This window comes from Brevundimonas sp. DW-iso22 (assembly GCF_058725425.1).
In genome coordinates, this window is the sequence record NZ_JBZXEB010000002.1 from 486,772 (window position 1) to 511,366 (window position 24,595).

Annotated in this window: 20 protein-coding genes; 9 read left to right on the forward strand and 11 right to left on the reverse strand. The window is 66.2% G+C overall.

All coding sequences use genetic code 11. The annotated features are described in order from the left end of the window. Positions 1 to 70: 70 nt before the first annotated feature. Positions 71 to 1,219 (forward strand): acyltransferase family protein, encoded by a 1,149-nt coding sequence (locus tag AC4PRM_RS02365; protein ID WP_492038641.1) that lies wholly within the window; start codon positions 71 to 73, stop codon positions 1,217 to 1,219. Positions 1,220 to 1,268: 49 nt separating this feature from the next. Further along, positions 1,269 to 2,108 carry a 2OG-Fe(II) oxygenase gene (locus AC4PRM_RS02370; RefSeq protein ID WP_373255911.1) on the forward strand — a complete coding sequence of 280 codons (840 nt, stop codon included), beginning with the start codon at positions 1,269 to 1,271 and terminating at the stop codon, positions 2,106 to 2,108. Positions 2,109 to 2,112: 4 nt separating this feature from the next. Here AC4PRM_RS02370 and fliE read toward each other — a convergent pair whose 3' ends face one another. The 3 genes from fliE to flgB are packed head-to-tail and all read right to left on the reverse strand — an operon-like array spanning position 2,113 to position 3,267. Next, complete coding sequence (gene fliE / locus AC4PRM_RS02375; RefSeq protein ID WP_292170918.1) at positions 2,113 to 2,412, reverse strand: flagellar hook-basal body complex protein FliE; 300 nt, start codon at positions 2,410 to 2,412, stop codon at positions 2,113 to 2,115. 10 nt (positions 2,413 to 2,422) lie between these two features. After that, positions 2,423 to 2,809 (reverse strand): flagellar basal body rod protein FlgC, encoded by a 387-nt coding sequence (gene flgC / locus AC4PRM_RS02380; protein ID WP_373256775.1) that lies wholly within the window; start codon positions 2,807 to 2,809, stop codon positions 2,423 to 2,425. A gap of 50 nt (positions 2,810 to 2,859) precedes the next feature. After that, positions 2,860 to 3,267: a flagellar basal body rod protein FlgB gene (gene flgB / locus AC4PRM_RS02385; RefSeq protein ID WP_487922882.1), complete on the reverse strand. Its 408-nt coding sequence runs from the start codon at positions 3,265 to 3,267 to the stop codon at positions 2,860 to 2,862. A gap of 149 nt (positions 3,268 to 3,416) precedes the next feature. Here flgB and AC4PRM_RS02390 point away from each other — a divergent pair, with 149 nt between their 5' ends. From AC4PRM_RS02390 to AC4PRM_RS02400, 3 genes are all read left to right on the forward strand, one after another. Then, the gene (locus tag AC4PRM_RS02390; RefSeq protein ID WP_492038642.1) at positions 3,417 to 3,689 is read left to right on the forward strand and encodes a FliO/MopB family protein; all 273 of its coding nucleotides are present in this window, start codon (positions 3,417 to 3,419) and stop codon (positions 3,687 to 3,689) included. After that, positions 3,686 to 4,501 carry a flagellar type III secretion system pore protein FliP gene (fliP, locus tag AC4PRM_RS02395; RefSeq protein ID WP_487922881.1) on the forward strand — a complete coding sequence of 272 codons (816 nt, stop codon included), beginning with the start codon at positions 3,686 to 3,688 and terminating at the stop codon, positions 4,499 to 4,501. Before AC4PRM_RS02390 ends, fliP begins: the two co-directional genes overlap by 4 nt. A 118-nt stretch (positions 4,502 to 4,619) precedes the next feature. Then, entirely contained in the window at positions 4,620 to 4,898 is a 279-nt protein-coding gene (locus AC4PRM_RS02400; protein WP_373255914.1) for an HU family DNA-binding protein, read from the forward strand. A gap of 3 nt (positions 4,899 to 4,901) precedes the next feature. Here AC4PRM_RS02400 and AC4PRM_RS02405 read toward each other — a convergent pair whose 3' ends face one another. Further along, positions 4,902 to 7,793, reverse strand: coding sequence for a tetratricopeptide repeat protein (locus AC4PRM_RS02405; protein WP_492038643.1), 2,892 nt, complete (start codon positions 7,791 to 7,793; stop codon positions 4,902 to 4,904). Between the two features lie 114 nt (positions 7,794 to 7,907). On the opposite strand from AC4PRM_RS02405, the gene AC4PRM_RS02410 reads away from it, so the two are divergent. Next, positions 7,908 to 8,315, forward strand: a complete 408-nt coding sequence (locus AC4PRM_RS02410; RefSeq protein WP_492038644.1) for a DUF983 domain-containing protein — start codon at positions 7,908 to 7,910, stop codon at positions 8,313 to 8,315. Between the two features lie 27 nt (positions 8,316 to 8,342). Here AC4PRM_RS02410 and AC4PRM_RS02415 read toward each other — a convergent pair whose 3' ends face one another. Both AC4PRM_RS02415 and AC4PRM_RS02420 read right to left on the reverse strand, forming a co-directional pair. Further along, positions 8,343 to 9,677: a sigma-54-dependent transcriptional regulator gene (locus AC4PRM_RS02415; RefSeq protein WP_492038645.1), complete on the reverse strand. Its 1,335-nt coding sequence runs from the start codon at positions 9,675 to 9,677 to the stop codon at positions 8,343 to 8,345. Further along, positions 9,674 to 11,470 carry a sensor histidine kinase gene (locus tag AC4PRM_RS02420; RefSeq protein WP_492038646.1) on the reverse strand — a complete coding sequence of 599 codons (1,797 nt, stop codon included), beginning with the start codon at positions 11,468 to 11,470 and terminating at the stop codon, positions 9,674 to 9,676. Before AC4PRM_RS02420 ends, AC4PRM_RS02415 begins: the two co-directional genes overlap by 4 nt. A gap of 236 nt (positions 11,471 to 11,706) precedes the next feature. Here AC4PRM_RS02420 and AC4PRM_RS02425 point away from each other — a divergent pair, with 236 nt between their 5' ends. From AC4PRM_RS02425 to AC4PRM_RS02435, 3 genes are read left to right on the forward strand one after another with little or no spacing between them, the layout of a single operon-like run. Continuing rightward, positions 11,707 to 13,065, forward strand: a complete 1,359-nt coding sequence (locus tag AC4PRM_RS02425) for a dicarboxylate/amino acid:cation symporter (protein WP_373255919.1) — start codon at positions 11,707 to 11,709, stop codon at positions 13,063 to 13,065. A gap of 29 nt (positions 13,066 to 13,094) precedes the next feature. Next, on the forward strand, positions 13,095 to 16,205 hold the full coding sequence (locus AC4PRM_RS02430; protein WP_492038647.1) for a TonB-dependent receptor plug domain-containing protein: 3,111 nt from the start codon (positions 13,095 to 13,097) through the stop codon (positions 16,203 to 16,205). Positions 16,206 to 16,237: 32 nt separating this feature from the next. Continuing rightward, positions 16,238 to 17,524 (forward strand): hypothetical protein, encoded by a 1,287-nt coding sequence (locus tag AC4PRM_RS02435; RefSeq protein WP_492038648.1) that lies wholly within the window; start codon positions 16,238 to 16,240, stop codon positions 17,522 to 17,524. A gap of 105 nt (positions 17,525 to 17,629) precedes the next feature. Here the strand turns inward: AC4PRM_RS02435 and AC4PRM_RS02440 are convergent, their stop codons facing one another. The 5 genes from AC4PRM_RS02440 to AC4PRM_RS02460 all read right to left on the reverse strand — a co-directional run bounded on the left by AC4PRM_RS02440 (position 17,630) and on the right by AC4PRM_RS02460 (position 24,371). After that, a complete protein-coding gene (locus tag AC4PRM_RS02440; RefSeq protein ID WP_492038649.1) occupies positions 17,630 to 18,358 on the reverse strand; it encodes a proteasome-type protease in 729 nt (242 codons plus the stop codon). A 103-nt stretch (positions 18,359 to 18,461) separates the two neighbouring features. After that, positions 18,462 to 19,286 carry a transglutaminase family protein gene (locus AC4PRM_RS02445; RefSeq protein WP_492038650.1) on the reverse strand — a complete coding sequence of 275 codons (825 nt, stop codon included), beginning with the start codon at positions 19,284 to 19,286 and terminating at the stop codon, positions 18,462 to 18,464. 9 nt (positions 19,287 to 19,295) lie between these two features. Further along, complete coding sequence (locus AC4PRM_RS02450; protein ID WP_492038651.1) at positions 19,296 to 20,228, reverse strand: alpha-E domain-containing protein; 933 nt, start codon at positions 20,226 to 20,228, stop codon at positions 19,296 to 19,298. A 138-nt stretch (positions 20,229 to 20,366) separates the two neighbouring features. Next, complete coding sequence (locus AC4PRM_RS02455; RefSeq protein WP_492038652.1) at positions 20,367 to 21,779, reverse strand: circularly permuted type 2 ATP-grasp protein; 1,413 nt, start codon at positions 21,777 to 21,779, stop codon at positions 20,367 to 20,369. 90 nt (positions 21,780 to 21,869) lie between these two features. Continuing rightward, a complete protein-coding gene (locus AC4PRM_RS02460; protein ID WP_492038653.1) occupies positions 21,870 to 24,371 on the reverse strand; it encodes a S9 family peptidase in 2,502 nt (833 codons plus the stop codon). Positions 24,372 to 24,595 lie beyond the last annotated feature (224 nt).

The window sequence follows — 24,595 nt, forward strand, 5'->3', positions numbered from 1 at the left end:
ACGGCAGGCGCAAGCCATGGCACCCCATGGCCCGCCCCTTGCGCCGCCCCGGTCCAAGGAGGCTTCAGCCATGGCCTGGACCGCGATTTCGACCCGAAATGAGACACCGCCCATCGTGCGTGGGGGGTGGCTGGATGCGTTGCGTTTCATTGTGGCCAGCCTGATCATCCTGCATCACTTCCAGGGCGCAGGGCCTGTGCATCTGGCGGACAGCGTGCATCCGGTGTTCGAGCGGGGCGGGTTCCTGCTGACCAACTTCTTCCTGATCGACAGCGGCTATGTGCTGATGCGGGTTTATGGCGCGTCGGTGGCCAGGGGGTCGCTGTCGGCGACGGACTTCTTTCTGAAGCGGTTTCTGCGGGTCTATCCGGCGCATCTGATGATGGGGCTGGGGCTGGTCGCGCTGATCCTGATCAGCGGGGCGATGGGCATCGCGCCGCGCGCACCGGAGTGGTTCCGATGGGACCAGCTGCCGGCCCAGCTGACCCTGACCCAGGCGTTCGGCGTGCCCGGCGGCCTGGGGTGGAATGCGCCCAGTTGGTCCATCTCGGCCCTGATCGGCTGTTATCTGTGTTTTCCGTGGATCCTGCGCGGCCTGACGAAACTGGGGCCGTGGAGCACGCTGGCGCTGGGCGTCGGGCTGTATCTGGTCGTCAACCAGATGACCTGGAGCCTGCTGGGCTATCCCGTCTATCAGATGCCGATGGGCTATGGCTTCATCCGCGCCCTGCCGCTGTTCTTCCTGGGCATGGCGCTGGCCTGGTTCGCACAGAGGGTCTGGATCGCGCCGCGTCTGGCGGGATGGGTCGGGATCGTAGCCGCGCTGGCGCTGGCCTTCGTCCAGTATTTCGACAAGCACGCCCTGGTGTCGCTGGTCTGTATCTCGCTGATCATCCTGGCGGCGGGGGCCATTCCGACGCCGCGCCCGTCGAAATGGGTCGAGAAGGCCGCCCAGGTCTCCTTCTCCATGTTCATCACCAATGAGGTGGTACGCATCGCCTGGTTCGGCGTCGCCAATGTGCTGATCGCGCGGTTTGCCCTGCCGGGTGCGGTGCAGTGGGGGCTGTGGGTTGCGGGCGTGGTGGCGGCCTTCGCCTTTGCCTTCCTGTTCCACTTCGTCATCGACACGCCGATTCAGACCCGCATCCGGACCTGGCTGAAGCGCCGGACCGGACGAAGGCTGGAGACGCGTCAGCCGGTGGTGTCGCTGGAGGGGTAAGGCGGCAGTCTCGGTTGGCGAGCGGCCAGAATACGCCTAACGTCCGGTCGTGCCTTCCAGCCCAATCCTTGATGAAATCCAGACCGCCAGTCACGGCGGCGACGGGATAGCCAGCCACCGCCTTGCCGTCATGACTGCAAACGGTATCGGCGTCTCCCAGGACTGGCACAGTGCACTGACGCTGCTGGCCCTCTCGGCGCGGCAGGGGCATGACCTGGCCGAGGAGCAGGTTCGGCTGCTCGGGATGGGTGAAGGCCGGTTCGATCTTCAGGACTGGCTGACCCCTCCCCCTCTCCAGACGCTGTCCGAAAGTCCGGCGATGGTGCTGATGTCAGGCTTTCTGGCGGCACCGATGTGCGACTGGCTGATATCTCGCGGACGAGGGGCGCTCAATCCGGCTTCGGTTTTCGACGCCGATGCCGGGCACGCACAGCAGTCAAAGGGACGAACGAATACCTCGGCCCAGTTCGATCTCGACACCATGGATGTGATCACTGCCCTGGTCAGGCACCGCATCGCCAATGCCGCCGGAATGCCGTTGGTCAGCCTGGAGTGGAGCCAGGTCCTGCATTATGAGGTTGGCCAGACGTTCGACTGGCATGTCGACTATCTGGATCCCGCCGTCCCCGGCTTTGCGCAGGACGTGGCCCGGCGAGGGCAGAGGATTGCGACCTGTCTGATCTATCTGAACGACAATTTCGAGGGGGGCGAGACCGCCTTCGCCCATGAAGGGCACCGGCATCGTGGGCGGAAGGGAGAGGCGCTCATGTGGGCCAATACCCTGGCCGACGGAGAGATCGACCCACGCACCGTGCACGCCGGCCTGCCGCCGACCGCCGGCCAGAAATGGGTTTTTTCACAGTGGATGCGCGATCGTGCGCAGTTCTGAGCCGTCAGATCGGCATCCGCATGATTTCCTGATAGGCCTGGATCACCTGGTCGCGGACGGCCATGACGGTTTCCAGCGACGCCTCGGCGGATGAGACGGCGGTGACGACGTCGATCAGGCTGCCCTGGCCCTGGACCGAGGCGGCCATCTGGGTTTCGGCGGCCTTGGACGTCTGGGTCATATCGCCCATGACGCTGGTCAGCATTTCGGCAAAGCCGGATTGTGCGGGCCCCTGCACCGGGGCGGTGGGCATGGCCCCGCCCTGGATCGAGGCATAGGCCTTTGCCGCCATCATCGGATTCATGGGCTAGCCTTTAGCGCTTGAGGAGATCGAGGGTGCGGGTCTCCATCGACCGCGCCGTCTCGATGACGTTCAGATTGGCCTCATAGGCGCGCTGGGCCTCGCGCATGTCCATCGCCTCGACCAGGGTGTCGACGTTGGGACGCAGGACATAGCCCTCGCCGTTCGCCGCCGGATGGGACGGATCGTATTCGCTACGGAAGTCGCCCATGTCGGGACGAACCTCGGCCAGGGTCACGCCGGTCGCGCCGTCTATCTCGCGCGCCTGGAAGACCGGCACCTGACGACGATAGGGCTCGCCGCCCGCGGTCGGGGCCGTGGACTGGGCGTTGGCGATGTTCTCGGCGATCACGCGCATGCGCGACTGCTGGGCCTTCAGGGCGCTGGCGGCCACGGCCATGGCGCTGTTTCTGGGCGGTACGGCATCGGTCATCGATCAGTCTCCTGGCCCTAGGCCGCGCCGGGTTTGCGCGCGGCCATCCGCAGCATCTGCATGGATTTCTGGTAGAAGCCGATGGCGGCGTCATAAGCCATTCGGCTCTCGGCCATCTTGAGCATCTGCTCCTCGACCACGACCGAGTTGCCATCCAGCGTGGTCTCGGAATCGGGTGCCGATTTGCTTTCAAAACGCGCGACCTGCCCTTGCGGCGCTATGTGCATGGCGCTGGTGCGGGTCATCTGTACGCCCTGTCCCCGCGCCATGGCGGCGGCGAAGTCGGTCGGCTGTTGCAGATCGCGGGCGACATAGCCGGGGGTGTCGGAGTTGGCGACATTCTGGGCGACGACCCGCTGGCGCTCGTCCAGCCAGGACAGGCGGCCCTTGATCTGGCTCAGCAGTGGCAGGTCGGTGAAGCCCACGGACATCGCTCCGGACGTGAGTCGTCCCATAGAAGATGGGCAGAAAATGCCGTGTGCATGGTTAATGGGACGTTATCTATACGGGTCATTAACCACGATGGCCGACATCTGGCGGGCCGGACGACCTATGCCGGCGGGACCGGCGGCGCATGGACACCTTCTTCAATCTGTTGCGGGCACTGTTCGCCCTGGCCTTCACCCTGGGCATCATCGGCCTGGCCGCTTGGGCCGCACGCCGCTATGCGCCGCAGTTGCTGGCCAAGCTGAGCGCCGAGCGCGGGCCGCGTCGGATGCAGGTCGTCGAGACCCTGGTGCTGGATCCCGCGCGGCGGCTGGTTCTGGTGCGCATCGATAACGAGGAACGCCTGCTGGTGCTGGGCGAAGGGCGCGAACTGATCGAGCCGCGGGGATCGGACCAGTGAAACTGTCCGGCCTCTTCGTCGTCCCGACCCGCGCAGAGCTGGCCAGGGCGGCCAGGCTGTCGCTGATCGCGACCCTGCTGTGCATGCTGTGGCCACTGGGGGCGTTTGCGCAGGACGTCGCCTCGGGCGGGGCGGCAATCAATGTCGATCTGGGCACCGGAGCCGGACTGACCGAGCGGGTGGTGCAACTGGTCGGTCTGATGACCGTGCTGTCGCTGGCCCCGTCGATCGTGATCATGACCACCAGCTTCGTGCGGATCGTCGTGGTGCTGTCGCTGCTGCGGACCGCGCTGGGCATGCAGCAGTCGCCGCCCAACGCCGTGATCGTGTCCCTGGCCCTGTTCCTGAGTGCCGTCGTCATGGCCCCGACCTGGCAGGACGCCTATGATTCGGGCATCCGTCCCCTGATGGATCAGCAGATGGAGCTGCCCCAGGCCTTCGATGCGGCGGCGGAACCTGTGAAGACTTTCATGCTGTCTCAGGTCGACCCCGACGACCTGGCCCTGTTCACGCGGCTGTCGGCCGTGGAGGCCACCACGCCGCCCATCGAACTGCCCCTGCGGGTGGTCACTCCGGCCTTCATGATCAGTGAGCTGAAGACCGCCTTCACGATCGGATTTCTCCTTTTCGTTCCGTTCCTTGTGATCGATCTGGTGGTCGCCAGCGTGCTGATGTCCATGGGTATGATGATGCTGCCGCCGGTGGTGATCTCTCTGCCGTTCAAGCTGATCTTTTTCGTACTCGTGGATGGCTGGAGACTGGTGTGCGGAAGCCTGGTCGAGAGCTTCCAGAGGGCGTCCGGCGCGGGATAAATCCCCACCCTGCGGGCACTACAGAGGCAAAGGCGCTTGCATTGTCTGTAAAAAGTCGCCCTCATCCCCCCGTCATCGCTCCTGAATCGGAGCGAGCTTTCATCGGGAAACGACCCATATGACTACTCAAGCCGAACTCATCGCCTCCGTCGCCAAGGATGCAGGCGTCAGCCAAGCTGACGCCGGCCGCGTGCTGGAAGCCATCGTCAAGAACATCCATTCGTCGCTGACCGCCGGTGGCGACGTCCGCATCTCGAACCTGGGTGTGTTCGACACGGCCGCCCGCGCCGCTCGCGAAGGCCGCAACCCTGCCACGGGCGCGACCATCAAGATCGCCGCCTCCAAGGCCGTGCGCTTCCGCGTCTCCAAGCCGCTGAAGGATGCGGTCAACAAGTAAGACTTAGGCCGCCGGTCTCGCAGAGGCCGGCGCTGCTGTCGCAGCTTGCGAACGGGCGGGGGCCGCAGGGTCCCCGCCCGTTTTCGTTCTGAGCTCGGTCTTCATGGTGGTGACCCAACCGGCGAAGGTGTCGGCAGAGGCGGCCAGTCCGGCGAAGTCGGCGGCAGAGGTCTCGCTGTCGGTTCCGTCCAGACCGTCCAGGGCGATCGACAGGGCCGACTTGTTGCGCGCCCCGGCTACATAGGGGCGATAGTTGCGCGACAGACGGCTGAGAGCCGTTCCATCCTGACCCAGGGAATAGCCGATCCCGGCGCGCAGCAGCCGCGCCTCCTCGTCCGCCGTCAAGGCCCCACCCGCCTTGTAGCGCTCGCCCAGGCCAGCTTCATAAAGGGCCGCGGCCTGGGGCCACTGCTGCTGCTTCCAGAAGATTTCCGCCTTCACCGCCCGCGCGTCCGGGCCGTTGTCGGCGCCCAGGATTTCCAGCGCATGATCGTAGCGGCCCAGTTGCGTCAGGGCGCGCGCTTCCAGCGCGCGGCGCTCGGCGTTCAGGGCCGTGGGCAACAGGGTCGAGCGTGAGGACCAGAGAGCCTGCAAGGCCGGCTCGGCCTGGCGGTCCATCAGATAGACGGTGGCCAGATCGGTGGCGACCTGGGCCTTGGCCACGCCCTCCAGCCGGTTTTCGACCTGGTATTTGAGCAGTTCCGCCGCCTGGGGAAGCAAATCGACATCTACCAGACGACGGGCCAGGCGACGGACCATCTCGTCGCCGTCGGCCCCGATCGGGGTCAGTTCGCGGAAATCGTAGAACAACCCCAGCGCCTGGATCGGCTGAAGTCCATCGGCCCCGCCCTCCAGGAACAGGGCACGGAAGGCGTTGTTCAGATCGGCCTGGATCTCGGGTGCCCCCGGCAGACGGGCCATGCGAGGCCCCGCCGCCTTCAGCGCCGTCAGCGCCTCGCGGTACAGGCCCTGCGACAGATAAAGCTGACCCAATTGCCGGATGACGGCCAGTTCGGTGGCATCCCCGCGCCAGCGCCAGCGCAGGCTCTCCAGCTGGGCGGCAGCGGCGGCGGGTGTCATCGCGCCCTTGGCCATCGACAGGCGTACGGCCCCCAGCTTGGCGGGCACCGATACGGCCTCCATCGGGGCGCGGCCGACGGCAGTATAGACGGCCAGCGCCTTGTCCGACTGTCCATCGATCTCGAACATCCTGGCCTGGACCAGACGTGCGGCCAGCTCGTCAGCAGCCGGTGCTTCCTGACTGAAGGCATAGCTCAGCAGGGCGCGGGTGGCTTCCAGGTCGCCGGTCTCCAGAGCCGCGAGGGCGTGGGCCGCGCCGAAGCGAGCCCGCCACTCCGCCGGAAACTGGTCGATAGCCGAGGCACCGGCGGCAAAGGCCTGTCGGGCGCTGACATAGTCGCCCTGGGTCGAGGCGATATAGCCGCGCCAGACCGAGGACGCAGGGTCGCCCGCCACGGCGGCAGAGGCGAAGTCGCCTTGCGCCTCTTCCATGCGGCCGATGGAGGCACGAGCGGCACCGCGCAGGCCGCGCAACTCGGGCTCGCCGATCATGTTCGGCTGCTGCGCCACGATGGCATTCAGGACCCCGATGGCTTCGTAGCCAAGGCCAGAACCGACGAGGAAGCGGGCGAAGGCGAAGCGGGCCTCGGCGGGGGCGCGGGGGTCGTCGCCAGCACTCTGGGCCTCCAGCGCGGCCGTATCCTGAAGCAGCCGATACCGGGTTGAGAAGCCGTCAGTCCCGACATCGGCCCATTCGGCCATGATCAGGCCTGGATGTCTGGCGCGGGCGGGGGCGTCAGCCTGAAGCTGACCTGCCTCGAGTTCCGCGGAAGGAGGCGACAGGATCAGACCGCCAGGGCGGCTGAGGGTCACCAGATCGCCCTGGGCCAGGATCGCGAGGTCCGGTGCCGTCGTTTCGACGGCCAGGCCATGCGCCGTCGGCAGCAGGGCCAGGTCCATCGTCTTGCGGCGGGCACCAAACCCCTTGCCGGGGGCCAGGGCGGTGACGGCAGCAAAGCGGTCGCCCGCGACGGGGTCGGTCAGCCAGACCGCTTTTGTGGCCCCGGCCATGCGCGCCACCAGGGCGGCATCACCGCTGTCGTCGCGCGCAATCTGCACGCCCTCGACGGCCGTGGGCGACCCTCCGACTGTTACGCGCCATGTCGTACCGTCGGCGACGGCCGAGACGGCCAGGGCTTGCGGTGCGGCGATGCGCACGGCGACATGGTCGGCCCCCGCCGTCCACTTGGCATCGGTCACCGGTCCCAGGGCCTTGGCGCCGGCCATGTCCAGGCGGGCGCGGGTGTCGAAGACGACCCAGACCGCCTCGCCGCGCCGGAAGACGGCGGCCCCGACCGGCGTGGTCCAGCCAAATTCGAGCGTGACGCGCCCGGCCTCGGCGCGGGTCGTGACCGGAACGGTGGCGGCGGCGCTGCCGACTGCTGGTGCCGGAACCTCGGCCGCCTGGGCATAAAGATTCAAATAGACCGCCCCGTCCGCGCTGCCCGAGCGGGCGTCGCCAGCCTCCGTCAAGGTCAGGACCAGTTCGGTGCCGCCGGTGACGGCACGAGTTTCGACCTTTTCGACGCCAGGAGGCGGATCGACCTTCAGGCGTGAGACGTCGGGGGCAGCGGTCGTGCCGATCCGCACGATGATGTTGCGGCCCTCGCGTCGCACGCGGGAGCGCGAGCCGATGACGCCCGCAAACTCGACCCGTGTGAATTCGCTGTTGGCCCCGATGCGTATGGTGACGGGGTCGAGCGCTGCGCCGCCTTCCTGAGCCAGCGGAGCCAGGGGCGAGAACGCGACTGCACCCGCCGCGGCGGCGGCCACGGTGGTGCGAAGGACGCGCTTGCTGACGGAAACCCCGGACATGTGCGCGCACGGTTACGGGTTCGGCCTTTCAACGCAGTTAACGATCAGTGACCACCGGTCGCCGCGACAAAGGTGCCGCTTGCCATCGGCAGGTATGAGGCCGACATCAGCGCCATGACCGATCCTGTCTATCCGCCGCTCAGCACCCTTTCGACCGGCCTGCGCTGCCGGTGCCCGCGTTGTGGCAAGGGGCCGTTGCTGCGGGGCTATCTGAAGATCAGGGATGCCTGCCCGGAGTGTGGCCTGGACTACAGCTTTGCCGATCCGGCTGATGGTCCGGCCTTCTTCGGCATGACCGGTGTCGGGACGGTAGGTCTGGGCCTGTTCATGTGGTTCGAATTCACGATCCAGCCACCGATCTGGGTGCATCTGGTGGTGACCATGCCACTGCTGGTCCTCGCCTGTCTGGCGGTCCTCAGGCCCATCAAGGGCTGGATGGTGTCCGAGCAATACATCCACAAGGCCGCCCCGCCGGAGTGGGCCAGCATCGGCAAGCATGGCGACGGGTCGAAGTGGAAATAGGCCGGGATAGCCGACCTGAACCGACGGCTATCTGAGGCGATGCCTGGCGGGGACCAGCCCGTGTCGGGACATCTTGTCATAGAGGGTCTTGCGCGGGATCTGGAGCTCGGCTGTGACCTGACGGATGTCGCCCTGATGCCGGGTCAGGGACTCGCGGATGAGCTGGGCTTCATAGGTCTGGACGCGATGAACCAGCCCCTCCTGTGATGTGCCCAATATTTCCGGATGAGCGATCCCCACGGCAATCTGGCTGGCGTAGTTCGACAGTTCACGCAGGTTGCCGGGCCAGTCATGTTCGATCAGCCGACGCCGGATGGCGTGGTCGATCGGGGGCGGTTCACGGCCCAGCCGACTGGCGGCGCGATCCAGAAAGCGGGCAAACAGCAGGGGAACGTCATCGCGCCGTTCACGCAGGGGCGGTGTACGCAGGCGGATGACGTTCAGGCGGTAGTAGAGATCCTCGCGCAGGGTGCCTGCCGCCACCGCCTCGGCAGGGTCGCCCTTGGTCGAGGCCAGGATACGAAGGTCCAGGGCGTGTGGCTCCATGGCCCCGACCGGCAGTATCTCGCGTTCCTCCAGCACCCGCAGCAGCAGGCGTTGAGCCGAGGGCGGGGCCAGATCGATCTCGTCCAGAAACAGCGTGCCCTGGTGCGACTGTTCGATCTGGCCTTCACGACGACGCAGACTTCCTGTCGGCCCTGCCCCATCGCCCATCAGCAGGCTCTCCAGTCCGGTTTCCGGCAGGGCGGCGCAGGATACGGTCACGAAGGGTCTGGGCCGACGACGACCGGCATTATGGATGGCTCGCGCCACCGCCTCCTTGCCGGCCCCGGTCTCGCCTTCGATCAGCACATCGACCTGGGCGTCCGCCAGTCGCTGGATGGCCCCCCTAAGCCGCTCGATGGCCGGGCTGTCGCCGCTCAGCGGGATCGAGCCTTCGTCATCGGCCACGGCGGAGGCCAGTCGGCGATTGTCCAGCACCAGAGCGCGCTTCTCCAGCGCACGTCGCAGGGTCTCGACCAGCCGCTCCGGAGCAAAGGGCTTGGCCAGAAAGTCATAGGCCCCGCGCTTCATCGCCTCGACGGCATCGGCGATGTCGCCATGCCCGGTCATCATGACGACGGGCAGGTCCGGATCGAGGCCGTTCAGCCGCTCGACCAGCTGGCGACCGTCCATGCCGGGCATGCGCAGGTCCGTGACGACCACGCCTTCGAACCCGTCGTTCAGGGCCTTGAGCGCGGCCTCCGCAGAAGAGAAGGCGGAAATGGCCAGGTCTTCCAGCGACAGCCGCTCAGTCAGGGCCAGGCGGAAGGCGTCGTCGTCGTCGATCAGGGCGACACGGTTGAGGGCGCGAAAGCTCATCTGGCCCTGGCCAGTCGAATGGCAAAGCGGGCCCCTTGAGAGGAGGGCTCCAGCGACAGTTCACCTCCAAAAGCCGCCACGATGTCGCGGCTGATGACCAGACCCAGTCCCATGCCGTCGCGCTTGCTGGTGGTGAAGGGGGTGAACAGACGCTCGCGAACATCGGCCGCAACGCCCGGACCATTGTCCGCGACGTGGAGGATCACATGGTCGTCTTCGATCCGGGCCCCAAGTGTGATGCGCGGGTCCGCGATGCCCTCCAGCGCTTCGATCGCATTCTGAAGCAGGTTCAGCACCACCTGTTCCAGGCGGTTGCGTTCGGCCTTGACCGACAGTCCAGCCGGCAGAGGGGTGCGTTCCAGCTCTATCCCCTTTTCGCGAAGGCGACCGGCGACCAGCAGCAGGGCCCCGTCGATCGCCCCATCCACCGGGACGGCAACGGTCTCGGACCGGGTCTTTCGGGCAAAGGCGCGTAGTTCGTCGGTGATCACGCCGACCCGCTCGGTCAGATGGTCGATATTGCCCAGAGAGCGCAGAGCTCCGGCGCTGTCGTCGCGCCGCAACAACACAGAGGCACTGTCGGCGTGGGTGCGAATGGCGGCGATCGGCTGGTTGATCTCATGCGCCACGCCCGCCGCGATCTGGCCAAGGGTGGCGAGTTTGTTGGCCTGGATCAGGTCGTCCTGAAGGTCCTGGCGAATGGTTTCGAGCCGCCGCCGCTCATCGATCTCGGTGTTCAGCAGATCATTGGTCGCGCGCAGTTCCGACGTCCGCAGGTCGATCTGATGCTCCAGTTCGATGCGGGCCTGTTCGGCCTCGGTGGCTCGCGCCGCAGCCCGCTGACGGCGGCGCAGCAGGATGCCGGTCAGGGCGGCCAGCAGGCCCACGCTGACGAAGGCCAGCCAGCGTGCCCCGGCGACGGCGCGGGAGACAGCCTCGCCCGCAGGGGCCAGCAGGGTCAGCCTCCAGCCCATGTCCGCTATGGCGTCAGAGGCTACGGCATACAGATCAGGCGAGACATCCGATGAGATCCGCACCATCGGGCGATCGTCCGCATCGAAGGGCAGGACGCCGGGCGTGACCGGACCTGCGGCCTGGGTCGCGGCCAGACGGCGGCGAAGGTCGGCCGATAGGGGCTCCTCGGTGCGAAACCGCCACGCAGGGACAGTTGTGACGACCACGACGCCATCAGCATCCGTGACATAGGTCGGTTCACCCGAAGCGCGCCAGTCGGCCTCCAGGGCGTCGAACTCGACCTTGGCCACGATGACGCCCAGGGGCTGGCCCGCCCCATCGTCCACCCGTCTGGACAGATAAAGGCCCGGGCGCCCGCTGACGGTGCCCAGAGCGAAGAAGGACGCCTGACCATCGCGCATGGCCCGGTAATAGTAAGGACGGAACTGATAATCGGAGCCGACGAAGCTGGTCGGCAGTCGCCAGTTGCTGGCCGCCAGGGTGCGGCCGTTGGCGTCCAGCGCATAGATGGCTGCGGCCCGAACATCAGTGGCCAGGGTCTCGAACTTGCGGTTCAGACGATCGGCGGAGGCCGCATCGGGCGCGACCAGCATGCGGGCCAGATCCGGGTCCTGCGACAGGACGCGAGGCAGGGATTCATGGCGCTCCAGTTCGCTGCGAAGAACCGCAGCATGCAGGGCACTGGCGGTGATGGCCTGGCGGGTTGCGGTGGCCTGGGCATCCCGGCGCGCGAACTCGCCGCCAGCCGTCACGGTAAGGACCGCCACGACCAGCCAGGCCGCCGCGAACAGTCGCCACTGGTCGGCGGGGGACGTCATGAGGCGCATGCCGCGACTATGCGGATATCCGCACAAATGTCCAATACAGACGTGCGGAATGGCGCACAAAAATCTGCCGCCATCTAATCTTCACGGAGAAAAGGCAATAAATAACAACAGCCTGCTGCACCGGATCGTCCGCCTTGCCGCAGATTCTCCTTCACCGATACTGGTCGCAATCGCGCCACAGAGCGTCGTGCAGACCGGGACCCGGCACGGGACCCAAGGGAGGTCTCTTGTTGCATCCAGTTGCCGCGCCCGGCGCGCCCGTCGTTCGTCGACCCTTCTATCGCAGCCTGTACTTCATGGTTCTGCTGGCCATTGTGGCGGGTGGTGCGATCGGCCACTTCTTCCCCGAGTTCGGCGAAAGCCTGAAGCCACTGGGCGACGGCTTCATCAAGCTGGTGAAGATGATCATCGCGCCGGTGATCTTCCTGACCATCGTGACCGGTATCGCCGGCATGCGGGACCTGAAACAGATCGGGCGGGTGGCCGCCAAGGCCTTTGCCTATTTCTTCTTCTTCTCGACCCTGGCCCTGATCATCGGCCTGATCATCGCCAATGTGGTTCAGCCCGGTCGCGGCCTGAACATCGATCCGGCGACGCTGAACGCCGGGGCCGTCGCCCAGTATGCCAGTGCGGCGCATGAGACGACGATCGTCGGCTTCCTGACCAGCATCATTCCCGACACCCTGTTCAGCGCCTTCGTCGAAGGCAACATCCTGCAGGTCCTGTTCGTGTCGATCCTGTTCGGGATCGCGATGGCTATCATCGGCGACGCGGCCGCCCCCGTGCAGAGGGCGTTCGAATCGCTGAGCCAGATCGTCTTCAAACTGGTGGCCATACTGATGAAGGCGGCCCCGATCGGGGCGTTCGGAGCCTTCGCCTTCACCATCGGGGCCTATGGCCTGGGTACCATAGCCAACCTGGCAGCCCTGATCGCCACCTTCTACCTGACGTCGCTGATCTTCATCTTCGGCATCCTAGGCCTGGTCGCCTGGGCCAATGGCTTCTCGATCTTCCGACTGGTCGCCTATCTGAAGGAAGAACTGCTGCTGGTGCTCGGCACCTCGTCGTCCGAAGCGGCCCTGCCCAGCCTGATGCAGAAGATGGAGCGGGCCGGAGCTGCCAAGTCGGTGGTCGGGCTGGTCGTGCCCACGGGCTATTCCTTCAATCTGGACGGCACCAACATCTACATGACCATGGCGGCACTGTTCATCGCCCAGGCCATGAACATCGACCTGAGTTTGCAGGACCAGATCCTGCTGTTGCTGGTCGCCATGCTGAGCTCCAAAGGGGCGGCAGGCATCACCGGTGCGGGCTTCATCACCCTGGCGGCGACGCTGGCGGTCGTGCCGTCGGTGCCGATCGCGGGCATGGCCCTGATCCTGGGTATCGACCGCTTCATGAGCGAATGCCGGGCCCTGACCAACTTCATCGGCAATGCCGTGGCCACCCTGGTCGTCGCGCGCTGGGAGGGGCAACTCGACCGCGAGGCCATGAATCTGGCGCTGGGGTCGAAGCCGAAAGCATTGGCCGCACCGCCCGATCCGGCGGCGGGGCCCGGAGACAAGGACGCCATAACGATCGACTGAACGATCGAGGCATTTGGGAGGACAAGACCATGAGAAACATTCATCGCACCCTGCTGCTGGGCGGCACCGCCTCGCTGGCCCTCATCGCCTCGGCCGGAATGGCGGCGGCGCAGAGCGTGCCCGGCAACACGGTTGAGCCTGTCGCCGCGACCGGCACCGACGAGCAGGACCCGACCGCGACCGAGCTCGAAGAAGTCGTCGTCGTCGGCTCCCAGATCCGGGGAGCCTCGACCACGGCAGCCCTGCCGGTCGTCGTGTTCGACCAGGAACAGATCGACGCCATCGGGGCCTCGTCCGGCGACGACCTGATGCGCTCCATCCCCCAGATGGGCGATGTGCAGTTCGAGGAATCCAACGGACCGCAAACCAGCAACTCGGCTCGAGGCGACGTCAACTCAGTCGATCTGCGCTCGCTGGGCGTCGGCAATACCCTGGTGCTGATCAACGGTCGCCGCATGGTCCAGCACCCGACCAGCCAGGGCACGTCCGACACCGGCACGGTGCCGGTGCTGAGCTACAATTCCAACGCCATTCCCGTGTCGGGACTGGAGCGTCTGGAAGTCCTGCTGGACGGCGCGGCCGCCATCTACGGGGCCGATGCCGTAGCCGGGGTGGTGAACACCGTCCTGCAGAACGATTTCGACGGACTGCGCATGGAGGCGGAGTACAGCGGGGCCGAGGGCACGGGCCTGCGGGAGTTCGAGGCCAACATCTTTGCGGGCAAGGATTTCGACCGCGGCAATGTCTCGCTGTTCGCCAACTACAGCGATCGCTCGGCGATGATGGCCGAGGACCAGGACTTCACTTTCAGCGACGACATGCGGCCTTTCTTCGCCAACGAGCCGGGCTTCGAGACCTCGACAGTGCCGGATGGCCGTTCGTCCTACACACCCTGGGCACGGCTGAGCACGCCGGGCAGTACGACGGCTCAGCGCCCGCGCGTCAACGGCACGGTGGTGGCCACGGCGGCGGGTGCATTCCGGATTCAGCCAGAGAGCTTCGACTGTTCAGGAGCCAATCTGAACAACGGCCTGTGCCTGGTCAGTGGGGCGGGATCATACAATGGTTCGATCCGCGAACTTCGTTACGACACGCGCGCCGGCACGACGGTCAGGTCGGATCTGGAGCGGACCAACGTCTTCCTGACCGGCCATTATGACCTGACCCCGAACGTGACCCTGTTTGGCGAGATCGGCCTGTACAGCGCCGAAAGCCGCGCCATTCAGCCGCCGGTCATCAATCTGAACGACATCTGGATTCCGGCCTCCAACTACTGGAACCCCTTCGGTCCGGTGACCTTTGCCGACGGCACGGCCAATCCCAACCGCCTTCAGGGCCTGACCAATGTTCCGGCGGCAGGCTTGCCGATCCTGCTTTCTAACTATCGCTTCGTAGACACTGGCTTCCAGACCGTGACGGTCAAGAATTTCCAGTCCCGTTTCCTGGGCGGACTGCGTGGTGAATGGCGCGGCTTCGACTGGGAAGGGGCGCTGTTGTATTCCGAGGCCGAGGCCGAAGACACCTCCCCCAACATCAACATGACCGCGCTACAACAGCAGCTGTCGCTGTCCACGCCGGATGCCTACAACCCCTTCTCCGGCGGCTGTATCGCCACGACAAGCGTCGGCGACTGCTCGCCGTCCAGTCCGGCCGCGATCGACGCGATCATGTTCGACATGCGGCGTTTCTCTCGGACCACCCTGGCCCTGGCCGACTTCAAGATGTCGCGGCCTGACCTGTTCCAGCTGCCGGCCGGGCCGATGGGCGTCGCCTTCGGGGCCGAGTTCCGGCGCGAAACCCAGTTCGATGACCGGGACGAGAACGTCGACGGCACCATCACCTTTACCGACAGCGTGACGGGGGAGACCAACCCCTCGAACGTCGCGGCCGTCAGCCCCAACCCGGACACGCGCGGCAACCGCACAGTCGCCGGGGCCTTCGTCGAATTTGCCGTTCCCCTCGTGTCGCCTGACATGAACATCCCGCTCGTCTACAGCCTGGACATGCAGGTCGCCGGACGGTTCGAGGAGTATTCGGACTTCGGCAGCGTCGCCAAGCCGAAGGTGGCCGTGGCCTGGGACATCATTGATGGTCTTCGGGTCCGCGGTTCCTACTCCGAGGGTTTCCGCGCACCGAACCTGGAACAGGTGAATGCCACCCAGTATGCCCGTCTGGCAGGCGGCACCGACTTCATTCGCTGCGAGCCTGCGCTGCGGGCCGGAACGATCGAATCGATGGCCCAGTGCGGTCAGGGGGCGAGCGCATCTCTGCTGATCGCCGGCAACCCGGACCTGCAGCCTGAGGAAAGCACCAACCAGTCAATCGGCATCGTCTTCCAGCCGCGCTTCGTGCCGGAAGGCTGGGGCGACTTCACCTTTACGGTCGACCGCTGGAAGATCGAACAGGAACAGATCGTCGGCCTGCTGGGGGCCGAGGCAGCGCTGACGCTGGACTACCTCAATCGCATCGAGGGCGGATCCAACCCGAACGTGGTGCGTGCCGCGCCGGATGCTGACGACGTCGCCCTGTTCGACGGCAGCGGACTGGCCCCGGTCGGCGAGGTGATCTCGATCAACGACCAGTTCGTCAACCTGCTGCCCCAGACGGTGGAGGGCATCGACTTCGGCTTCTCTTGGGCCAAACGTCGGACGGAGTGGGGCACCTTTATTTTCCGCCTGAACGCCTCACAGCTGCTGACCTATTCGCGTGAGCCGGGCGATATCATCGATTCCCTGTATGAGGCCCGGGAGAACGGCACGATCGATGCCCTGACGCCCCTGCCGGATTCCAGTCAGTTGATCGCCGTGAACGGCCGGCCGGAGTGGAAGGTCAGCACGACCTTTATCTGGCGCAGCGGTCCGTGGCGGGCGGGTCTGTCGACCCAGTATGTCGGCGACGTGCAGCAGACCAGCCTGCTAAGTTCGACGGGCGAACCCTGGGTCGTTCAGGACCAGTGGGTCGCCAATCTTTACGGCCAGTACACCTTCGACGGAGCGGGCTTCGCGTCTGGCACTGCGGTTCGGGTCGGGGTGCGTGATCTGGCCGACGAGGGACCGTCTCTAGCTGAGAACGGCTATCTGGGCTCGGTACAGCGTCCGTATGGCCGGTCGTGGTACGTCAATATTTCCAAGACCTTCTGATCGAGGTTGAGGAACAGACGGGAGTTCGGGACATGAAACGACTGGGCCTTATCGCAGCGGCGCTTGTCCTGAGCTCGTCGCCAGGTCAGGCGCAGCCGAACGAACCCACCGTCCGCACCCAACGGATCGACTGTCCGGCCTCGACCGGGCGCGGCACGCGCTGCGTGTCGGGCCAGGACGAAAACGGAGCCTGGTTCGTGGCGGCGGTTCCGGCCAACTGGAACCGCCGCCTGATCGTCCACTCGCATGGCGGACCTCGCACCGGCAGTCCCGAAGCAGAAGATGAGCTGGGAGACCTGGACCGGTTCTCGGTCATGGTGCGCCACGGCTATGCCTGGATCGGCTCGACCTATCGCCGAGGCGGCTATGGCGTGCGGATGGCGGCCGAGGATACGGACAATGCCCGCAAGATCTTCTGGTCGCTGTACGGTCGCCCCCAGCGCACCCTGCTGCACGGTCAGTCCTGGGGCGGAAACGTCGCAGCCAAGGCGTCAGAGCTCTATGCCGGTAATGCCGAGGACGGCTGGAACTACGACGGCGTCCTGATCACCAATGGCATCGTATCGGGCGGGACGCGGGCCTATGGCTTTCGCGCCGACCTGCGCGCCGTCTATCAGTTTTATTGCGCAAATCATCCCGAGCCGAACGAGACACAGTATCCCGTCTGGCAAGGCCTGCCGCTGGACAGCCGGATGACACGGGCCGAGCTGCGTCGCCGGATCGAGACCTGCACCGGGGTGGACAAGCCTGCTGAGCGCCGAACGCCCGAACAGGCGGCGAAACTGCGCGACATTCTGGCCGTGATCGGCATCGAAGAGGCCGAATTGGTCAGCCACATGAACTGGGCCACCTTCCTGTTTCAGGACATGGTGATGCGCCGTCTGGATGGGCGTAACCCGTTCGACAACAGCCAGACCGTCTATAGCGGCTCGTCCGGCGACGCGGCCCTGAATGCCGGGGTAGAGCGGTTTGTCGCTGACCCCGAAGGCGTGGCGATGCTGGCCCATGACGCCGACCTGACCGGCCAGATCGTGCGCCCGACCCTGACCCTGCATGCCCTGCATGACCCGACCGTCAGTTACGATGTCGAGGCGCTTTATACCGCCACGGTTGCAGCTGCGGGCCGGTCGCAGTGGCTGGTCCAGGTGGCCACCGACGAGGCCGACCACAGCAAGCTGTCAGACGCCAGCTATATGACTGCCCTGGATGCGCTGGAGGGCTGGATCGATGGTGCCGCCAAACCCGACCCCGCCGCTTTCCAGAGGCGCTGCGAGACCCTGTGGTCAAGGCAAGGCCCCTGTCTGTTCGTTACGCCCTGACGCTGAATCATCAGCGGCGGGGTACCAGCCGGCCGATTGCAAACGTGGGCGGGGCTAGCCCCCGCAACCCCGGTCGAATACAGGTTCTGGCCGCGATGACGGAGCCTAAACCTGGCCGTTCATCCACGGAGGTTCGGGCATGGAGCGGCGGGCCGCCGTCTGGGCCCGGGTCCACTGTTCGTGCAGGTCAGTGAAATAGGCGTCGTCCTTGTCGATCCGCCGCTCGTCTCCGCTCAGATAGCCCCGCCGCAGGGTCAGCATGTCGAAGGGCGAACCGACCCCGACGTTGGATCGCATGGTGGTCGAGAACGAAATCAGCCCCAGCTTGACCGCCGTGGCCAGGGGCGTGTCGGAGGACAGACCGCTTTGCAGAATGGGCTTGCCGTATTTCAGCTCGCCGATCTGCAGAAAGGGGGTGTCCAGCCCGCATTCGATGAAGTTGCCCTGGCTATAGATCAGATACAGCCCCATCTCGCCGCCCGCGATCTGTCCGCCCAGCAGCATGGAGGCGGATGTGTTCAGGCTGTCGGCCTCCATGGCCGGCGCGATCGACAGGCGGGTTTCGCGCAAGGCGTGGCCCAGCAACTGTGCACAGCGGAACAGGGTGGGCGCGGTCTCCAGCGTCTCGGGCGGTTCGCCGACGTGCAGATTGACCCCGTCGCGCACCATGGCCAAGGCGGTCTGCGTCACCGACAGATTGCCGGCCGTGCAGACGCCCAGCACCCGCTCACCCGGCTGGTTGACGACGTGCAGCTTCTTATAGGACGAGATGTTGTCCACCCCGGCATTGGTCCGGGTGTCGGCGATCATCGCCAGGCCTTCTTCGACCAGCATGCCTACGCAATAAGTCACCGGATCCCCGTCCTGCGACGCCCCAAAGTCGGCTGAGTGACACTAGCCGATTCGCGCGACCGTCATCCCCCTGTCACGCCATAACCTATGCCTGCTGCTGGCCCTGTTGCATGTCGGCATCACGCACGGTCAGCTGCACCGCCAGTTTTTCACCCCGCCCGCCATAGCTGGTGCCGCGCACAGGCGCGGCCCCCAGGTAGTCCAGACCCACGGCCACGCGCACATAGCGGTCGGTCGGACAGACACCGTTGGCGGGATCGAAGCCGACCCAGCCGAAGCCCTCAATCCAGGCCTCGGCCCATGCGTGGGCGGCCTCCTGATCCTCGCGGTCACGACGCAGGAAGTGGCCGGACACATAGCGCGCCGGCACCCCCATCGACCGGGCGGCCGAGACAAAGACGTGGGCGTGGTCCTGACAGACGCCTCGGCCGAGGGCCAGGACCTGGGCGGCGGTATGGGTCGGCGTCGTCACCCCGACCTCGAAGGCGACCGAGCCGTTGATGGCGGCCATCAGCCTGTGCATCCGCTCCAGCGGCGGGTGGGCCTTGAACTCCGAGGCGAAGACCGCGATCAGCTTGTCCGGCTTGGTCAGGGGCGTGTCGCGCAAGTAGACGATGGGCGACAGTTGCTCATGGCCCGCACGCACGACGCCGGCGGTGTCGACCGTGGTCACCTCGCCCGTCACCCGCACCGTCAGGCTGCTGGTCGGCTGTTCGGTGTAGAGGGCGTGGACGATGTTGCCGAAGGCGTCCTCGGACTGACGCAGGCGCGCGTCGACATCGGTCTCGATCCGCCAGCCGCGCACGGTCTGGCTCTCGGACGTGCGCGGCGTCAGACGCAGGGTCTGGATGATGAACCGCGCGGCGCGGTCGTAGCTATAGGTGGTGGAGTGGTCGATCCGGATACGCATGGGTCTGGATCAGCTCAGATACTGGTCGGTGATGGCCTGACCCAGTCGGCCGTTCTCGTACAGGAACGACTGGATGTATTCGTGCAGGCCGGACTGGAAAATGGCGTCGATATTGGCCCCGTCGAAGGCGCGCATCCGCTCCTGCGCCAGCCGCTGGGCCGGGCCGCGACGACCATAGTCGGACGACAGGCGCTCCAGATAGCGCACGATCGAGGCCTGGCAGCTGGCCAGGGACCGCGGCATCTGGCGGTTCAGCACCAGCAGGTCGGCTACCAGCCACGGCTTGACGGAATCGCGATAGACCCAGCGATAGGCGGTCAGGGCCGAGACCTCGCGCAGCAATGTGGTCCACTGGAAATAGTCCAGCTGGCCACCCACCCGTTCGCCCTCTGGCAGCAGCAGGTGGTATTTGACGTCCAGCAAGCGGGCGGTGTTGTCGGCCCGCTCGATCGCCGCGCCCAGCCGCAGGAAATAATAGGCATCGCCGCGCAGCATGGTCCGGCTGGTTGCGCCCTCGACCGACAGGGTGACGGTCTTCACCCACTCCAAGAAATGCACGAAGTCGTCGCGACGGGTGGGCTGACCCTGCTCGGCCAAACCGTTCCAGGCCCCGTTGATCGCCTCCCACAGCTCGACCGTCAGGGCCGTGCGGACGGAACGGGCATTGGTCCGCGCGCGGGTGATGCAGGAGGTGATGGAGGACGAGTTCAGCGTCGAGAAGGCCAGATATTCGCGCACCGATTTTTCGGTCGGTGAGCGGCCCAGCGCCTTGGGCGCACCGGCCGAGGCCAGGGCACTGGCCCAGACCGTCTCGGCATCGCCGTCGCCGCGGGTGGGAATGGCGGCAAGGCGTAACGTCGCCTCCAGGATGCGCGCGAGAAAGTCCGCCCGCTCGATATAGCGGCCGGTCCAGTACAGGCTGTCTGCGGTACGCGAGAGCATTATTCCTCCCCCGTCGGGGGAGGGGGACCATCCGAAGGATGGTGGAGAGGGCTGACTGCAAGCGCCGGTGTCTGGGGCAGGCCCCCTCCACCGCTACGCGGTCCCCCTCCCCCGGTGGGGGAGGATTTGTTCGAGATATCAAACATCCAGCACCCAGGTGTCCTTGGTTCCGCCGCCCTGGCTGGAGTTGACCACCAGTGAACCGGCCTTCAGCGCGACGCGGGTCAGGCCGCCGGGCGCGACCTTCACGCCGTCCGGGCTGGACAGGACGAAGGGGCGCAGGTCGACGTGGCGGCTGCACAGCTCGCCCTTGTCCAGCGTCGGAGCCGTCGACAGCGCCAGGGTCGGCTGGGCGATGAAGTCGTCGGGGTCGTTGATCAGCTTCTTGCGGAAGGCCTCCACCTCGGCCTTGGTCGAGGCCGGGCCGACCAGCATGCCGTAGCCGCCGGAGCCGCCGACCTCCTTGACCACCAGCTGATCGAGATTGGACAGCACCTCCTTCAGCGCCTCCGGCTCGCGGCAACGCCAGGTCGGCACATTCTTCAGGATCGGCTCCTCGCCCGTATAGAAGCGAACCAGTTCGGGCATGTAGGTATAGACGGCCTTGTCGTCGGCCACGCCGGTGCCGACGGCATTGGCCAGCGCCACATTGCCTGCCTGATAGGCCGTCATCAGGCCCGGCACGCCCAGCGCCGAATCCGGGCGGAACATCAGGGGATCAAGGAAGTCGTCGTCCAGACGACGATAGATGACGTCCACCTGCTTTCGGCCTTGCGTCGTGCGCATGTAGACGTGGTCGTCATCGACGAACAGGTCGCTGCCTTCGACCAGCTCCACGCCCAGCTTGTCGGCCAGGAAGGAGTGTTCGTAATAGGCCGAGTTGTAGGGCCCCGGCGTCAGCAGCACGATCGTCGGATCGGAGCCCGCCCCCAGCGGCGCGCAGCCGCGCAACGACGCCAGCAGCATGTCGGCATAGGTCTCGACCGGGCGCACCGGATAGTCGGCGAACAGGTCGGGGAACAACCGCATCATCATCTCGCGGTTTTCCAGCATGTAGGAAACGCCGGACGGCGTGCGACAGTTGTCCTCCAGCACATAGAAGCCGTCCTCGCCGGTGCGGACCAGATCGACGCCCGCGATCTGGACCCAGATGTCGCGCGGCGGGCGGCGGCCCTGCATCTGCGGCACATAATAGGGATTGGTCAGCACCAGTTCGGCCGGAATGATCCCGGCCTTCAGACATTCCTGCTTGCCATAGATGTCGGACAGGAAGGCGTTGATGACGTTTACCCGCTGGACCAGACCGGCCTCCAGCCCCGCCCATTCGGCCGCACCGATGATGCGCGGCACGACGTCGAAGGGGATCAGGCGTTCGCTGCTCTCGGCCTCGCCATAGACGGCAAAGGTAATGCCCATGCGGCGAAAGAACAGCTCGGCTTGGCGCGACCGGGCCTGCAGCAAGCCCTCCGGCGCGTCCGCCAGCCACCGGGCGAGCCCCCGATAGCTGTCGCGGACCTCGCCGCCCATTCCGGACATTTCGTCGAACGCCAATGCGGCTCCTGCAGGCTGATGCGTCCGGTCAGGGTGGACCGAGACACAACAGCGTTGCAACAAGATTGTTGCACCGCGGCGACGACGAAATCAGGGGGTGCCCGACGCCGCCGTCGCCGGTGCTGCCGCGACCTGACGCGGGCCCGCATTCTTGACATACTGGTCCAGCCAGCGAACCGTTTCCCACAGGGTGTGGCCGACGGACTCGCGCGCACGATAGCCATGGGCCTCCAGCGGCAGGACGACGTAGCGAACCGTCGCCCCCTGCCCCTTCAGCGCGGCATAAAAGCGTTCCGACTGCACCGGGAAGGTGCCGGAGTTGTCGTCCGCCTCGCCGTGGATCAGCAGGATCGGCTCATTGACCCGGTTGGCATAGGTGAAGGGCGACATCTCCTGATAGGTCTCGGTCGCCTCCCAGTAGGTGCGCTGTTCGGCCTGGAAGCCGAAGGGCGTCAGGGTGCGGTTGTAGGCCCCCGAGCGCGCGATGCCGGTGCGGAACAGGTCGGTATGCGCCAGCAGGTTGGCGGTCATGAAGGCCCCGTAGGAGTGGCCCCCCACAGCGATCTTGTCCGGGTCGGCGACGCCCAGATCGACCACGGCTTTCACAGCCGCCTCGGCGCTGGCGCTCAGCTGTTCGATATAGGTGTCGTTGGGCTCGGCCCCGTTCACGCCGATGATGGGCATGGTCGGGTTGTCCAGCACGGCATAGCCCTGGGTCAGCAGGAACAGGTGGCTGGACCCGCCCGGACGCACGAAACGGTTGTCGGTGTCGACCACCTGACCGGCCACGGCGGCATCGGTGAACTCGGCCGGATAGGCCCACATCACCAGCGGCAGAGGGCCGTCGCGGGTCTTGTCGTAACCGGCGGGCAGGTACAGCGTGCCAGACAGCTGGACCCCGTCGGCGCGGGTATAGGTGATAAGCTCCCGCGACACCCCGGCCAGTTGCGGAGCCGGGTCAGGGAAGGCCGTCAGGGCCGTGGTCGGAGCCGCCGCCTGATCGTCGTCAAGGCTACGAATATAGAGGTTGCCGGGCATGTCCTTGGTTTCGCGGCGCGTGACCAGACGGCGGCCCTCGTCGTCGAGGATACCGACCAGGCTTTCATAAGCCCCGGGGGCCGAGGTCCAGATACGCTCGGACTGGCCCGTGTTCAGGTCCATCGCCGCCAGGAAGGGATATTCGCCCTGCCGCGTGGCCCCCGCGCCCGTCATGAGCACGCGCGAGCCGTCCGGCGTAAAGCGCATGACGCTGAACCCATTGCCGGTCGGCTGTGACACCGGAGAGCCGGGGTTGTTGTAGCGGTCCTGATAGTTGCGCTCCAGAAGGACACGGCCCTGGCCCGGGTTCGACGGATCGACCACATAGCGGGTCTCGTTGCGCGTGTTGAACCAGCGGCTCCCCACAATGGCCAGGTCGTCGCGGCCCCAGTCGACACCGCCATACCTTTCGTCCAGATCGATCAGCTTGACCGGCTGGCCGTTGAACGGGGCGGCCAGCATCAGCACGCGGTCGCGGACCTCCGAAGGTGCACGGGAATCGCCGCCGTCCTGGGCCTCGGTCCACACCAGGGTGGCAGGGGCATCGGCGCGCCACTGGACCGAGCGCGGACCAGGGGCGACGGAATCGAAGGGCGTCGGGATGTTGTCGCGCAGGGGCAGGTCGGCGACCTGATGTACGACCCGGCCTTGCAGATCGGTGACCGTGACCTCGGACGGGAACAGGCCGGCGGGCACCACATAGCTGTAAGGTTTCTTGACGCGGGTCTGAAGCACATGGGCCCCGTCGGGCGACACCGCCGCGCCCAGGATCACGCCGGGCTGACCGATAGGCCGCACCGTACCGTCCAGCGACACCACCGCCAGCTGGGAGGTGAAATAATGGTCGAACAGGGCCTCGTCGCCCGCATTGGACAACAGGTCCTGATAGGTCCGGGTCGGGGCGGCGCGGCCGCCGGTCTCGGAGATCGTCGGGCCGGATGGTGGGCGGGTGGTGTCGGGAGCCGCACCGCGCCCGGTGGGCACCATTCGGACCACCAGGCCGGAGTTGTCGGGCAGCCAGTCGAAGCCGGCACCGGCTGCGGCATTGACGTGGCCCTCGGCCACCTTGCGTGCCGTCGCGCCAGCCACGTCGGCGACCCAGAGCTCCATGCCCTCGGGTGCATCCATCAGGAAGGCCACCGACTTGCCGTCAGGCGACCAGCTGGGCGAGGTGAACTGCGCATTGGCAGGCAGGCTGACGGGACGGATGGCCCCGCCCTCGACCTGCTGGAAACTCATGCCCGTCAGCCAGCTGATGCGGCTGTTGGCCGGGCCGTTGTTGCGAGGATTGATCCGGTAACCGCCCAGCCGCAGCATGGGCTCGGCCAGTTCAGCGATGGACGGCAGGTTCGACCGGTCAAACAGGGCCAGGGTGGTGTCATCGGGGCTGAGCGACGGCGTCGGCGTCGGCTTGGTGTCCAGGATCTGGGCGATCGGTGCCGGCGGCTGCTGATAGGCGACCCCGTTCTGTGCCTCCTGGGCCAGGACCGGACCGGCGATAGCGGCCAGAAGAACGAACGCGGGCAGAGCCCGGCCAAGCAGACGATGACGCATTTCAGAACAGTCCCATGACACCCCGCCAGCCCGACGGGAGCGGCACGCTAGGGGTCGGTGTGCCTGAGGGTCAACCCTCTCCCTTCCGCTCATCCCCGCGAAGGCGGGGATCCAGTGCTTTGGATGATCGGTGCGATTCCCTGCGCTCTCTCGTTGTCCAGAAACACAGGCACCACGCTGGACAGAACTGGGTCCCCGCCTTCGCGGGGATGAGCGGAATATTT